Below are 13,565 nucleotides of genomic sequence, written 5' to 3'. Positions count from 1 at the left end.
ATTATTAACGAATTAAGGAAGCGAAAACTTTCAATTTTTCCCTTAGTCGCAATTTCATTATTGCAATGTTAGCCGCAGTTCTTTTTTTCTTCGTAATAATCTAGCCAATTTTTGATTCTTCCAACAAACATTTTAAGATAGTTTTCTGTTAGAAATATATTTGACCAATCAAATCTTTGAGCTTGGACGCCAAGATAAAACACAAAAATTGAAGCTCCGGCTTCAGGGATTAAATTGAGTTCCTTTTCAGATAAGCTTCTTTCTTTTCTGTAACCATTTAAGAAACTTTCCACTTTAGTTTCATATTCATTTTTATCCGTTTCAATGAAAAATAATTGTTTGCAAAAATATCCAATATCTAAAATCAGAGAACCATTTCCACAATTATCAAAATCAAAAATTGTAATTTCATTTTCCTTATTTACACTCAAATTGTCATACCAAATATCAAGGTGTACAATGCCATTTTGAGCTTCGGATAAATGAGTTGTTTCAAAACACTTTGCGATTTTTGAGGATATTTGTTTTAAATATAACATTTCATCTAAATCTTCTGAAAAATATACATTTAACTTCTCATAAGCTTTGTACAGAAGCACATCAGAATTATAATTTATTCGATTGATTTTTTTTGTCGCTGTTACATTATGAATTTTTGCCATTATTGAACCAACAGCAAAACAAGTTTCCTTGCTCATAAAACGCAATTTTTCTCCTTCTGCGAATGTGAAAAGCGCAACATATCTTAAACCTTCTGGCGCAGCAATCTCTTGAATTAAATTTCCATTTTTATCGGAAATTGGAATTGAAACTGAAAGATGATGTGATTTGAGTAAATTTAATAGGGATAATTCTTCTTGGATTTCCGTTTTTGTTCTCCAGTTGCGACAATAAACTCTAACCACATATTTCGTACTTGGAGTAGTTAAAAAATAGGTATGATTTACTCCTGTTCTAAAAAGTTTACAATCGAAATTATGTTCTAATTGATACTTTTCGTTAATAAGTTCTCCTAATTCTGTTGGTGATAAAATTGAAGCTATTACTGGGAAAGTTTTCATTTAAATGTTGAGTTTGTTTTATAATTGCGGTTAACTGGACTTGTCGAAGTGCGAACTTAATTTGAACGAATGTACAATTCAGAGCCAAAGCTGTTCTACTATTTGTAAACTTACAAAAAATACGAATATGGACAGCTTTTGGCGTATTAGAAAACAAGAACGTTCAATTCAGCCAAAACCCCGCATTTTGCTAAGCCGATGTTAAAAGTAGTCTTATGGTAGCTCCTCTTGAGTTCCATATGTACTTATTATTATAAGTCCATATTTGCAAGCCATTCCAAATATTTGAACGCATTTATCTGCTTCCAAAATTTTAATCTTTCTAATTTTCCTTTTTTCAATATTCAACGGTTTAATTTCTTCTTTGTAGAAATAATATTTTGGATCTCCGTCTACAATTATCATTGGGATTTCACCTAATTTTTTTTCAGATTGAAGTTTTCTAATAAGTTTTATTACATAGTACTTTTCAGAGTCTGAATTAGAAAGTATATAATGCTTTTCAATGTTGGTTATTTCAAGAGTATTCTCTTCAACTATTGGTTTTGTAGTTTTACAACTTAAGAAAAAAAGCATTGTTAAGATTAATAAACAATTTCTACTCATATCGATTATCAGCTGAGGTTACCACACTAACTGGACTTGGCTTGGCGAAGTGCGTGGGATTAAATTGAGCGAATATTCAAGTTCAAAATAAACTGAGCCAAAGCTATTTCACTACTTGTAAACTTACAAAAAATACGAATATAAACTGTTTTTTGGCGATTAGAAAATAATAGCGTTCAATCTAACCAAAACCTCGCATTTTGGCAAACCGATATTATAGGCAATTATTGATTTCTAAGTGATTTAAAAACTGTTTTTCACGAATAAATTTTCCACTTTCGTCTTTAAACATAAATAAAGCACTTTGTTCTTTATCAATTAATAAAGTATCTGGTATAAAATCATTATCGTAAAGAACTTTCGTAAAAATTATTGTATCACCGTTAATTTTATATGTCCCAGCAATTCGTTCAGAATATCCAAACATTCCATTAATGTTGTTTTCTACTTCACCATTTTCCCTAAAAACTAAATTATAATAGTATTGATCATCTTTCAATGTTGCAGATAAGATTTTTTTAGATTTAAAAATTTCTGAATCCGTTAAATTGATAATAATAATTATTAAAATTAAAACTGAATGAAAAACAACTTTAATTATATTTTTCTTGAATCCATTTCTGATTAGTAAAGCTAAAGTTTCGAAAAAAGAGAAAACATAAAGTAGAATTATCGGTAATACTAAAAATGGATATGATAGCAAGTAAATAAACATCCCTCCATAAAAGTCTGTAATCATCCAAATAATTATTCCAATTGTTGAAATAATAGCTATTATATTTCTAATCATTTTGTTTAACGATGGTTTTTAATAAAAAAGTAACTATTCAACTAAAAGAATAAATTTATGACATACATAAAGAGCAACAATTTATTGCTTTAAAATCTTAAAGCTATATTGATTCGAATTTATATTAACGAAATAGATTCCTGATGTAAGATGTTCTAAATTAATTTGTGAAACTGTTGTTTGATATTTTTGATGAAATACCTGTTTTCCCGCTGCATTGTAAATTGTAATAATTGGTTGTTGCAAAACTTGAGAAAAATAAAGATTTTTAAGAACAGGATTCGGATAAATTTGTAATGTAGAAATAGCGTTTTCTTTTACATTCAGTTTTTCCTGCGCTTGAGAAAAATGCAATAAAGTCGCCAAAGCTCCTTTCGCTACTTCTGTCAAATAATTCAAATCTAAATTATCGATTATATCTTGCGCAGTATGCGCATAAGGCGTTTCATTCTTTTCAAAAAGTCCAGTTATAGGATAGCCAACTGCCTGAAAAGGCATATAATCGGAACTATAAGCATTCGAAATTTCAGTTTTTAGAGTTGTATACAATGGAAAAATATTCGCCATTTTATTGGTTAATTCAGCTGAAATAGCATTATTAGATGTTGGATTACTTTCATCTTGCTCACAAACAATTGTCGAATTTACCTTATTCGCCACTCCTCCTACCTCATCAATATTCAGAACAGCTTTAATTTTTAAATTCTGAGGAACTGCAATTTGATTTATATACGCCTGACTTCCGATTAAACCTCGTTCTTCCCCTGTAAAATGAATAAATTTTATCGAATAATCTGTTTCGATATCTTTTATTAATCGAGCAATTTCTAATAAAGTAACCGTTCCCGAGCCATTATCATTCGCTCCAGGTCCGTTTAATGTATCATAATGACCATCGATGACAATAAATTCGTCAGGATATTTTTTACCGATTTTTGTCACAATCAAATTATTCCCAACATTACCATATACATTAACCGATTGCTGTTCTATAGTGGTATAACCATAAGCCGTATAATAAGATTTCAACCATGTAAATGTATTTTCGTGAGCAGAAGATCCAACAGTTTTAATTCCGAAATCTTGAAATTTTTGCAATTTCTGATGCACAGAATCATATTTTACTTGTTCAACAACCGATTGATAAAATGGATTCAGCTCTTGAGCAGCCGCATTGATAGAAAAGACTAATAATGGTAGAAATATATACTTCATATCATTTAAAATAATTAACCAAGATTAAAACGTAAAAGATTAAAAATTATTCAAAATTGTTTTTAATTCTTCGATACTTTCTGTTGCTTTTTTCTTGATATGCGTAATAGATGAATTGGTATACGTATCTGATGGATCGATATAGATAATTGGTACATTAGTTTTTGAATAATCTTTGAGCGAAGCAGCTGGATATACTTGCATTGACGTTCCAATAATCACCAAAATATCCGCCTTTAAAACCTCATCAATCGCATTTTCTATTTCTGGAACCATTTCGCCGAACCACACAATATGCGGACGGAGTTGATTTCCATCTTCCGCCAAATCTCCAAGTTTGATATCTTTATTCCAATCAATAATTAGATTTTCGTTTTTTTCGCTTCGCGCTTTTCTCAATTCGCCATGCAAATGAATTATTTTAGACGAACCTGCTCTTTCGTGCAAATCATCAACATTTTGGGTAATAATAGAAACTTCAAAGTCTTGTTCTAACTCTTTCAGAAAAAAATGTGCTGCATTGGGTTCAACATCGAACAATTGTTTTCGGCGTTGATTGTAGAATTCTTGAACCAATTTAGGATTTCTTTGATAACCATCAATCGAAGCGACTTCCATAATATCATGATTTTCCCACAAACCGTTGGCATCTCGAAAAGTTGAAATTCCACTTTCTGCACTAATTCCAGCTCCCGTCAAAACAACTAACTTCTTTTTCATTTCGAATGTATTAATTGAAGTAAATATAACTTTATAAAACAACAAAACTCCATTTATAGAAATGGAGTTTCGGTTTTATTTTATTTTTTTTAATTCATCTAATTTGACTAGACACATAATACTAAATGTTGCAAACATGGTCAACGTAAGAATTGCTGCATTAATTATCATAAGCTTTGTTTTTGGGTTATTAATTTGAATTAAAGTTACTTCAAATCATTTCTATCGAAAAGTATTTCATTAAGAAATAACGACTTAACTCGCTTATTTTTAATGAATAAACTTTAACCTCAAAGTATAAAAAAACCTCAATTGGGAACAACTGAGGCCTTTCTCTACTAAAACTTAAGTACCATGAAAACTCAACTAACTTATATAAAGACTAGTACTTGCCCTAGATTCATCAAACGATATACCAAATTATATTTCAGCATGTTAAAAAAATAAAAGCAGCCAATAAATTGACTGCTTTAAATAATTTGTATTTAAAATATACTTAGAAAGTGTATTTATTTTCTTTGATTAAAAGATCTGCAATTTCAGTTTTCAAGTTAACTACGTTTGGATATTCGTTGTAACGTGTAAATCTTCTTAAACCAGATAACATCATGCGTTGCTCATCTCCTTCTGTGAAAGAAACAATTCCGCGAGTCGCTTCTGTTTTAATAATTTCTACTGATTTGAATAATTGTAATTGAACTAATTTTTCTGCATTTTTCACTGCATCAGCACCTTTTACATTTGCAATTTTTTCTGCACGTAACATCGCCGATTCAACCATATAAATTTCTTGCATAATACGAGAAGCCGCAATAATCAATTGTTGATGTTGTTCTAATTCTGCACCAAATTTTTGCAAAGCAGAACCTGCAACCATAAAGAACGCTTTCTTAAGATTTGCAATGATTTCTTTTTCTTGCGCAAATAATTCCGAATAATCTGGAACATCAAACGATGGAATAGACATTAATTCATTCGCCACATTCATTGCAGGAGACATTAAATCTAATTTTCCTTTGAATGCACGTTTTACTAACATCGAAACACATAATAAGGTATTGATTTCGTTCGTTCCTTCGTAAATTCTCGAAATACGCGCATCTCTCCAAGCTGCTTCCATTGGCATTTCTTTCGAATATCCCATTCCTCCATAAATCTGAATTCCTTGATCGGCAGAAATTTGAGCTGCATCAGAAATCCAAACTTTTAAAATAGAAGCTTCAATCGCATATTCTTCAATACCTTTTAATTCCGCTTCATTATGAGGCATTCCTTTTGCCATATTATCTTCGATTGCATCTTGTACATCTTTCGCTGCACGATACGCACCAGCTTCTGAAGTAAACGCAGAAACAGCCATATCAGCTAATTTCTCTTTAATCGCACCAAACGTATTGATTGACGTATTGAATTGTTTACGCTCTGAAGAATATTGTAAAGAATAATCTAAAATACGACGTTGCGCATCTAAACACGCTGCTCCTAATTTGATACGACCAACATTTAATGCATTCATCGCAATTTTGAAACCTCCATCTCTTTCTCCTAAAAGATTTTCAACCGGAACACGAACTTCGTTAAAGAATACTTGACGTGTTGATGAAGAAACAATTCCTAATTTATCTTCTTCTTCTCCTAATGAGAATCCAGCACCAGCTTTATCTTTTTCTACAATAAAGCCTGTGATATTTTTATCATCATCGATACGTGCAAAAACAATGAATAAATCTGCAAAACCTGCATTTGTAATCCACATTTTTTGACCTGTGATGATATATTCTTTGCCATCTTCTGATAAAACAGCTTTTGTTTTCCCAGAATTTGCATCAGAACCTGCTTCTGGCTCCGTTAAACAATAAGAAGCAAACCACTCACCAGTTGCTAATTTTGGTAAATATTTTTGTTTTTGCTCTTCTGTTCCGTACAATAAAATTGGCATTGTTCCAATTCCAGTATGCGCTCCAAAAGCTGTCGCTAACGAACCTGTTGCTCCAGAAATATAGTCGCACACTAACATTGTTGTAACGAATCCCATTCCCATTCCACCATATTCTTCTGGAACAGAAATTCCTAATAAACCTAATTCACCAATTTTACGCATTAATTCTTCAATCAACGCATAATCTTTTTTCTCAATTTGGTGTTTTTTAGGCACTACTTCTTTATCGATAAATTCTTTTGCAGATTGCAAAATCATTTGTTGTTCTTCTGATAAATCTTCGTACGTGAAAATATCATTGTAAGAGGCATCTTTAATTAAATATTGACCTCCTATTAATCTATTTGGATTTGTAGACATATTTTTATGTTTTGATGTATTATTGTATCATGTATTAAGTAAAATGTACCATACTTAATACATTTTACTTAATACAGTTTTTATTTTAGATATTCGAAAATTGAAGCTGCTCCTTGTCCTGTACCAACACACATCGTTACCATTCCATATTTCGCTTTACGCGCTTCCATTTCATGTAATAATTGTACTGTTAACTTCGTCCCCGAACATCCAAGTGGATGCCCTAAAGCAATTGCACCTCCATTTACATTGACAATATCAGGATTCAAATTCAACTCACGCATAATTGCAACTGATTGAGAAGCGAAAGCTTCATTCAATTCGATTAACTGAATATCTTCTAATTTCATTCCCGCTTGCTCTAATGCTTTTGGAATTGCAAACAAAGGTCCCATTCCCATAATACGAGGCGCTAAACCTACTGTAGAATACGCAACTAAACGAGCAACTGGCTCAAGACCTAACTCTTTCACCATATCTTCTGACATCACCATTACGAAAGCTGCACCGTCCGACATTTGAGAAGAGTTACCTGCTGTAACCGATCCTCCTTGTGCAAAAACAGGACGTAATTTTGCTAAACCTTCAATTGATGTATCCGCACGTGGACCTTCATCCACTTTAAAATCGATTTTCTTTGTTTGAACTTTTTCTTTATCATCTAAGAAACTATATTCAACATCAATCGGAACGATTTGAGAAGCAAATTTTCCTTCCGCATTTGCTTTTAATGCTTTTTGATGTGAATTGAATGCAAATAAATCTTGGTCCTCACGAGAAACTTTAAATTCTTTTGCAACTTCTTCAGCTGTTAATCCCATTCCCCAGTAATAATCTGGATGATCTTTGGCTAAATCTGTTTCTGGAATTGGTTTGTAACCTCCCATCGGGATATACGACATCGATTCTGCACCACCAGCGATGATACATTCTGCCATTCCTGTTCTAATTTTAGCAGCTGCTAACGCAATTGCTTCTGATCCTGATGCACAGTAACGATTTACTGTAACGCCTGGAACTTTGTCTGTATCTAATCCCATTAATGAGATAAGACGTGCCATATTCAATCCTTGTTCTGCCTCTGGCATTGCACATCCAACGATTAAATCGTCGATACGTGCTGGATCTAAAGTTGGATAATCTTGCATTAAGCGCTTGATTACTGTAGCTGCCATTTCATCTGGACGCGTAAAACGCAATGTTCCTTTTGGCGCTTTTCCTACAGCTGTTCTATATCCTGTAACTATATATGCTTGTTTCATTTTATTTAAAAATTTAGATGTTAGATTTTAGATGTTAGATATTAGATTTTAATTTTTGTTGAAATACATAATTCATTTTTTGAATTTCATTTAACAATAAAATGATGTGTTCTACTTTATCTTTTTTCAATAATTGTAATTCTATTCCTAAAATTAATTGAGTCATTAATTCGTAAGAAGAACCATTTGCTATAGATAAAAAATGAACGAATTCTTTATTCGAGTTTCTTCCTGCTCCCTCTGCAATATTAGAAGGAATTGAAATTGTTGCTCTTTTAATTTGACTTGTCAAACCAAATTTTTCGTCTTGAGGTAATTCTAAACAAATCAAGTAAACTTGTTTTGTCAGCTCAATCGCTTTTTTCCAAATTATCAAATCCTCAAGTTTATGCATCTCAATACTAATATCTAAAATCTCAATACTACAATTTTAATTACGCAACGGTTTACCTGTTTTTAACATATGCTGAATACGCTCTAATGTTTTTCTTTCTCCACAAAGAGATAAGAATGTTTCGCGCTCTAAGTCTAACAAGTATTGTTCTGAAACATAAGTTGATTCAGATAAATTACCACCTGTCATTACATATCCTAATTTATTCGCAATTAAACGATCATGATCCGAAGCAAAACGTCCAGCAACCATAGAATCTGTTCCGACATAGAACATACCCATCGCTTCTTTTCCTAACACTTCTACTTTACGTTGAATTGGTTGCGTGTAACCTGCTTCTGCCAAAACAATTGCGTGTTTCTTCGCTTCTGCAATTTGACGTTCTGCATTTACCACTACAATATCTTGCTCACGAATAATTCCCATATTCTTCGCTTCATAAGCTGAAGTCGCCACTTTCGCAGTTGCGATATTCATGAAATTGTCACGTAAATGATTTACTTTCACATCATCTTTTAAAGCAAATTCAGTTGCACGGCGCGCAAATTCTTTGGAACCTCCACCACCTGGGATTAATCCAACTCCAACCTCAACCAAACCAATGTAAGTTTCGGCAGCAGCTACAATTTTATCCGCATGCATTGACATTTCGCAACCTCCACCAAGCGTCATTCCGTGAGGAGCAACAACAACTGGAATAGATGAATAACGAACACGCATCATCGTATCTTGGAACATTTTGATTGCCATGTTCAATTCCCACCAATCTTGTTCTGCAGCCATCATCATAATCATGGCTAAATTAGCTCCAACAGAGAAATTGTCTCCTTCGTTTCCAATTACAACTCCACGATAATCTTTTTCTGCTAACTCGATTCCTTTATTGATTCCTTGTAAAACTCCACCTCCAAGAGAATTCATTTTAGAACGGAACTCAATATTGATGATTCCATCACCTAAATCTTGAATAGATGTTTCTTTATTTGACCAAATCTCATTCGTTTTTCTGATGTTATCTAAAACAATAAATGCATCTTGACCAGGAATTAATTCGAATTGTTTTGATGATTGATTATAGAATAATTTCTTACCGTTTTCGATTTTATAAAAAGAATCTGCACCAGTTGCTGCTAATTCTTTTACCCAATCCGAAACCTTGAAACCTTCTGACTCTACTAATTGAATTCCGTTTTGTAATCCAACCAAATCCCATGTTTCAAATGGACCATATTTCCAAGCGTAACCTGTTTTTAAAGCATCATCAATTGGATAAAGTACATCTGTAATTTCTGGAACACGTTGAGAAACATAAGCGAATAATGAAGCAAAATGTTTGCGGATTAATTCTCCAGCTTTACCAGAATCTTTTAATAAAACACCTAATTTATTACGCATAGATACAGCATTTTTAGCTGTTTCTACTGCTGTAACTTTTGCACGTTCCATTGGGCGATACTCTAACGTATCAAGATTTAAGGCAAAACGATTGGTATTTCCTTCTTTATCAATTTCTTTATAATAGAAACCTTTTTTTGTTTTATCTCCTAAGAATTTATTCTCGATTAAGAAATCCAAGAATTTTGAATCTTTCAAACCTTGAATCATTTCGTCATTTGGCGCATTTTGCTGTAAACCTTTTGTTACATTATATGCTGTATCCAAACCAACCAAATCACCCAATTTGAATGTTCCCGTTTTTGGACGACCTAAAATAGAACCTGTTAACGTATCAACTTCCTCAATCGTTAATCCAATTTCTTGCGCCAATTCCATCACTTTCGCCATCGAATAAACTCCTACTCTATTCCCAATAAAACCTGGGGTATCCTTACATAAAACTGGTGTTTTACCTAAGAATAGTGAGGCATAATTTTGGAAAAACTCAACAACAGATTTATCTGTTTGAGGAGTTGGAATAATTTCGAATAACTTTAAGTAACGTGGTGGATTGAAGAAATGCGTTCCGCAGAAATGTTTCTGAAAATCTTCTGAACGACCTTCAACCATCAAATGAATTGGAATACCAGAAGTATTAGAAGTGACTAAAGTTCCTGGTTTACGGAAGTTATCTACACGTTCGAAAATTGATTGTTTAATATCCAATCTTTCGATCACAACCTCTATTACCCAATCCGAGTTTTTAATCTTCTCGAAATCATCATCAAAATTCCCTACAGTTATACGAGAAGCAAATGCTTTGTCATAAATTGGTGAAGGATTGCTTTTTAAAGCAGCATCTAAGTGATTTTGAGCAGTTCTGTTACGAACTACTTTACTCTCTAAAGTAAGTCCTTTCGCTTGCTCTTGTGGTGTAAGCTCGCGAGGAACCATATCTAACATCAAGACTTCGACTCCGATATTTGCAAAATGACATGCAATACCAGAACCCATCACTCCTGATCCTAATACAGTTACGTGTTTAACGTGTCTTCTCATAATTGTTTTTAAATATTTTTTTGTCCGATATTAATTGGTTAATCTTATAAATCACTTCCAAGAAAATTTGCATTTTCTCTGGATCAATATGATTATTAATTGATTCATTAAATTGCAAAACAAAATGTTTTGAAATATCTCTCATTCTTAATCCTTCTTCAGTCAAAGTAATCAACACACTTCGTCCATCTTCTGGATTTGGTTTTCGAACGATAAAATTTCTTGCTTCTAAGTTTTTTAATGTTCTCGACAAGCTTGTTGGCTCTATTCCCATCTTTGGTCCTAGCGACGTACTTGGCGTACCTCCTTTCGGATCTATTGATAATAATGTAAAGGCATACACCATTGTGGAATCGTAAGCGCCTGCTTGCTCATTATACATTTTCTGAACTGACAACCATGTTGAACGCAATAAATAATCTATCGTTAAATCTTCTCTTAACATATTTTAGTGTATGTCTAACAAATATAATCTTTTTTTATTATGCAAGCATAACAAAGTTTTAAAATTTAATTTTGTTTAACAAATAATGATTCAATTTACTATTTATCAATGAAATGTAACTTTAAATTATGATTAATAAAATAAATAGTATGATTAAATAATACTTAAATTTATTCCATTAATAAAAAACTGACTGTAGTAGTGTAAAAATACGTCATATTTAGTATCGAAAATAAATATAATGTTGGTTTTATATTATAAATAAATAAGATTGTTTAATCTCTTTTCAACGGCATACATTCGTAGAAATTTTAAAATACTGCTTATGAAATCAAACCATACGATGAACAAAGTAACAGCGGCAACGCTATTAATCGCATTTGGAATCATTTACGGTGATATTGGAACAAGTCCTTTATATGTAATGAAAGCGATAATTGGCGAGACTCGCGTGATTGAAGAGAGCATTGTCTACGGAGGCGTATCATGTGTTTTTTGGACTTTGTGTTTTCAGACTTCTATCAAATATGTATGGTTGACACTAAAAGCGGATAATGATGGCGAAGGAGGAATTTTTTCTTTGTATTCATTAATCAAGAAAAAAGGTAAAAACCTAATTATTCCAACCATCATTGGAGCTTCTGCTTTGCTCGCCGATGGAATTATCACTCCCCCCGTTTCCGTCTCTTCCGCTGTTGAAGGACTACGAATGCTAAACGGACTCGAAAATCTACCTACCATACCTATTGTAATCTTCATCCTTTCGATGTTATTTTTCTTTCAACGATTTGGAACAAATAAAGTAGGAAAAATATTTGGACCATTTATGGTTTTATGGTTTACAATGCTTCTAGGCTTAGGAGTTTTACATATTGTACATCATCCAAGTATTATCAAAGCATTAAATCCTTATTATGCGTATAACTTATTGATGAATTATCCTCACGGATTCTGGATTCTTGGCGCTGTATTCTTATGCACAACAGGTGCTGAGGCATTATACTCCGATTTAGGACATTGCGGACGAAAAAATATTAGAATTAGTTGGTTGTACGTTAAAATCTGTTTAGTAACAAACTATTTGGGACAAGCAGCTTGGTTAATGCACCAAGACAATCCTATGTTAGATGGTAGAAATCCTTTCTACGAAATGATGCCAGATTGGTTCTTGATCCCTGGAATTTGTATTGCCACAGGTGCAGCTATTATTGCGTCACAAGCTTTGATTACAGGATCTTTTACCTTAATCAATGAAGCTATCAACTTAGGTTTCTGGCCAAGAACATTAATTATTCAACCAAACGAGCACAAAAGCCAAGTTTACATTCCTACAATCAATTTTATGTTATGGGCTGGCTGTGTCTTTATTGTCTTATATTTCCGAGATTCGTCCCATATGGAAGCCGCCTACGGACTTGCTATTACAGTTACCATGTTAATGACGACCTTCTTGTTATCCTATTATCTTAATTATTACACAAAGTTCAACAAAGTATTTATTGTGGCAATTTTGTCTATTTTCGTAGCAATAGAATCTTCATTTTTCGTAGCAAATGTTGTCAAATTTGTTGATGGTGGATATTTAGCTTTATTAATGGGATGGCTGTTCTTCATAATAATGTATTGTAGTTTTTACGGAAAAATCCTTAATTCAAGAAACTTAGAATTCGTTAAAATAAAGCGCTACGCGAATGTGTTAACAGAATTGAGCGAAGATAAAACAATCAATAAATATTCGACTTTCTTGTTTTACTTAACGAAATCTACGAATCCGAAAAATATCGAGAAATATAGTATTCAATCTATTTTATCAAAACGTCCAAAACGTGCAGATGTCTATTGGTTTGTAAACATTAACCGAGATAGTGAACCTTATACGTTGAGCTATAAAATATTGCCAATTGTTGATCAAAAAATATATCGAATTACATTTAATGTAGGATTTAGAGTTCAACCAAAAACAGAACAGTATATCAAAAAAGTAATCAATGATATGTATGCAAATGGAGAATTAGAGTTAAAATATCTGAGTACATGTTTGAAAAAATACAATCAAGATCCTGATATGAAATTTGTTTTGATTGAAAAATTCCCTTCAATTGAAACCAAATTAAGTATGAAAGAATTTTTCACGCTAAAAGTTTATTATTTATTAAAGAAAATAGAGTTCAATATTCCGAAATCTTTTGGTCTAGAGAAGAACGACGTTGTTGTAGAACACATTCCTCTTTATATGCACAAACATAATATTGACGATTTAAAAAGAATTCAATAAAAGAATAGAAATCCTGAAAATAATTTTTCAGGATTTTTTTTGTAAATATTTTATAGATTGAT

General features: G+C 32.3%; 11 protein-coding genes. 1 reads left to right on the top strand and 10 read right to left on the bottom strand.

Going from position 1 to position 13,565, the window contains the following annotated elements:
- Window positions 1-68: 68 nt before the first annotated feature.
- The 10 genes from FH779_RS02915 to FH779_RS02870 form a co-directional block, all read right to left on the bottom strand.
- Window positions 69-1,061: a homoserine kinase gene (locus FH779_RS02915; protein ID WP_180905995.1), complete on the bottom strand. Its 993-nt coding sequence runs from the start codon at window positions 1,059-1,061 to the stop codon at window positions 69-71.
- A gap of 213 nt (window positions 1,062-1,274) precedes the next feature.
- The gene (locus FH779_RS02910) at window positions 1,275-1,667 is read right to left on the bottom strand and encodes a hypothetical protein (RefSeq protein ID WP_180905994.1); all 393 of its coding nucleotides are present in this window, start codon (window positions 1,665-1,667) and stop codon (window positions 1,275-1,277) included.
- A 214-nt stretch (window positions 1,668-1,881) separates the two neighbouring features.
- Entirely contained in the window at window positions 1,882-2,457 is a 576-nt protein-coding gene (locus FH779_RS02905) for a hypothetical protein (RefSeq protein WP_180905993.1), read from the bottom strand.
- A gap of 81 nt (window positions 2,458-2,538) precedes the next feature.
- On the bottom strand, window positions 2,539-3,672 hold the full coding sequence (locus FH779_RS02900; RefSeq protein WP_180905992.1) for a M20/M25/M40 family metallo-hydrolase: 1,134 nt from the start codon (window positions 3,670-3,672) through the stop codon (window positions 2,539-2,541).
- Window positions 3,673-3,711: 39 nt separating this feature from the next.
- Window positions 3,712-4,392 (bottom strand): SIR2 family NAD-dependent protein deacylase, encoded by a 681-nt coding sequence (locus FH779_RS02895; RefSeq protein ID WP_180905991.1) that lies wholly within the window; start codon window positions 4,390-4,392, stop codon window positions 3,712-3,714.
- A 496-nt stretch (window positions 4,393-4,888) separates the two neighbouring features.
- Window positions 4,889-6,691, bottom strand: coding sequence for an acyl-CoA dehydrogenase family protein (locus FH779_RS02890; RefSeq protein ID WP_180905990.1), 1,803 nt, complete (start codon window positions 6,689-6,691; stop codon window positions 4,889-4,891).
- A gap of 80 nt (window positions 6,692-6,771) precedes the next feature.
- A complete protein-coding gene (locus FH779_RS02885; protein ID WP_038336965.1) occupies window positions 6,772-7,953 on the bottom strand; it encodes an acetyl-CoA C-acyltransferase in 1,182 nt (393 codons plus the stop codon).
- Between the two features lie 34 nt (window positions 7,954-7,987).
- Window positions 7,988-8,347 carry a four helix bundle protein gene (locus FH779_RS02880; protein ID WP_180905989.1) on the bottom strand — a complete coding sequence of 120 codons (360 nt, stop codon included), beginning with the start codon at window positions 8,345-8,347 and terminating at the stop codon, window positions 7,988-7,990.
- Window positions 8,348-8,383: 36 nt separating this feature from the next.
- The gene (locus tag FH779_RS02875; protein ID WP_180905988.1) at window positions 8,384-10,783 is read right to left on the bottom strand and encodes a 3-hydroxyacyl-CoA dehydrogenase/enoyl-CoA hydratase family protein; all 2,400 of its coding nucleotides are present in this window, start codon (window positions 10,781-10,783) and stop codon (window positions 8,384-8,386) included.
- Window positions 10,767-11,228: a MarR family winged helix-turn-helix transcriptional regulator gene (locus tag FH779_RS02870; protein WP_038336958.1), complete on the bottom strand. Its 462-nt coding sequence runs from the start codon at window positions 11,226-11,228 to the stop codon at window positions 10,767-10,769. Before FH779_RS02870 ends, FH779_RS02875 begins: the two co-directional genes overlap by 17 nt.
- Window positions 11,229-11,553: 325 nt before the next feature.
- On the opposite strand from FH779_RS02870, the gene FH779_RS02865 reads away from it, so the two are divergent.
- The gene (locus tag FH779_RS02865; RefSeq protein ID WP_180905987.1) at window positions 11,554-13,503 is read left to right on the top strand and encodes a KUP/HAK/KT family potassium transporter; all 1,950 of its coding nucleotides are present in this window, start codon (window positions 11,554-11,556) and stop codon (window positions 13,501-13,503) included.
- Window positions 13,504-13,565: the final 62 nt, after the last annotated feature.

Origin of the sequence: Empedobacter falsenii (genome assembly GCF_013488205.1) — a bacterium.
Classification (GTDB): Bacteria; Bacteroidota; Bacteroidia; order Flavobacteriales; family Weeksellaceae; genus Empedobacter; species Empedobacter falsenii_C.
Note: the sequence above shows the minus strand (reverse complement) of the source record. Positions and strands in the feature narration are given on the sequence as shown.

What these genes read in the sequence shown, in the direction of transcription:
- FH779_RS02900 (WP_180905992.1), bottom strand. Translation starts at nt 3,672, where the DNA reads ATGAAGTATATATTTCTACCATTATTAGTCTTTTCTATCAATGCGGCT.
- FH779_RS02865 (WP_180905987.1), top strand. Translation starts at nt 11,554, where the DNA reads ATGAAATCAAACCATACGATGAACAAAGTAACAGCGGCAACGCTATTA.
- FH779_RS02905 (WP_180905993.1), bottom strand. Translation starts at nt 2,457, where the DNA reads ATGATTAGAAATATAATAGCTATTATTTCAACAATTGGAATAATTATT.
- FH779_RS02915 (WP_180905995.1), bottom strand. Translation starts at nt 1,061, where the DNA reads ATGAAAACTTTCCCAGTAATAGCTTCAATTTTATCACCAACAGAATTA.
- FH779_RS02895 (WP_180905991.1), bottom strand. Translation starts at nt 4,392, where the DNA reads ATGAAAAAGAAGTTAGTTGTTTTGACGGGAGCTGGAATTAGTGCAGAA.
- FH779_RS02885 (WP_038336965.1), bottom strand. Translation starts at nt 7,953, where the DNA reads ATGAAACAAGCATATATAGTTACAGGATATAGAACAGCTGTAGGAAAA.
- FH779_RS02870 (WP_038336958.1), bottom strand. Translation starts at nt 11,228, where the DNA reads ATGTTAAGAGAAGATTTAACGATAGATTATTTATTGCGTTCAACATGG.
- FH779_RS02875 (WP_180905988.1), bottom strand. Translation starts at nt 10,783, where the DNA reads ATGAGAAGACACGTTAAACACGTAACTGTATTAGGATCAGGAGTGATG.
- FH779_RS02910 (WP_180905994.1), bottom strand. Translation starts at nt 1,667, where the DNA reads ATGAGTAGAAATTGTTTATTAATCTTAACAATGCTTTTTTTCTTAAGT.
- FH779_RS02890 (WP_180905990.1), bottom strand. Translation starts at nt 6,691, where the DNA reads ATGTCTACAAATCCAAATAGATTAATAGGAGGTCAATATTTAATTAAA.
- FH779_RS02880 (WP_180905989.1), bottom strand. Translation starts at nt 8,347, where the DNA reads ATGCATAAACTTGAGGATTTGATAATTTGGAAAAAAGCGATTGAGCTG.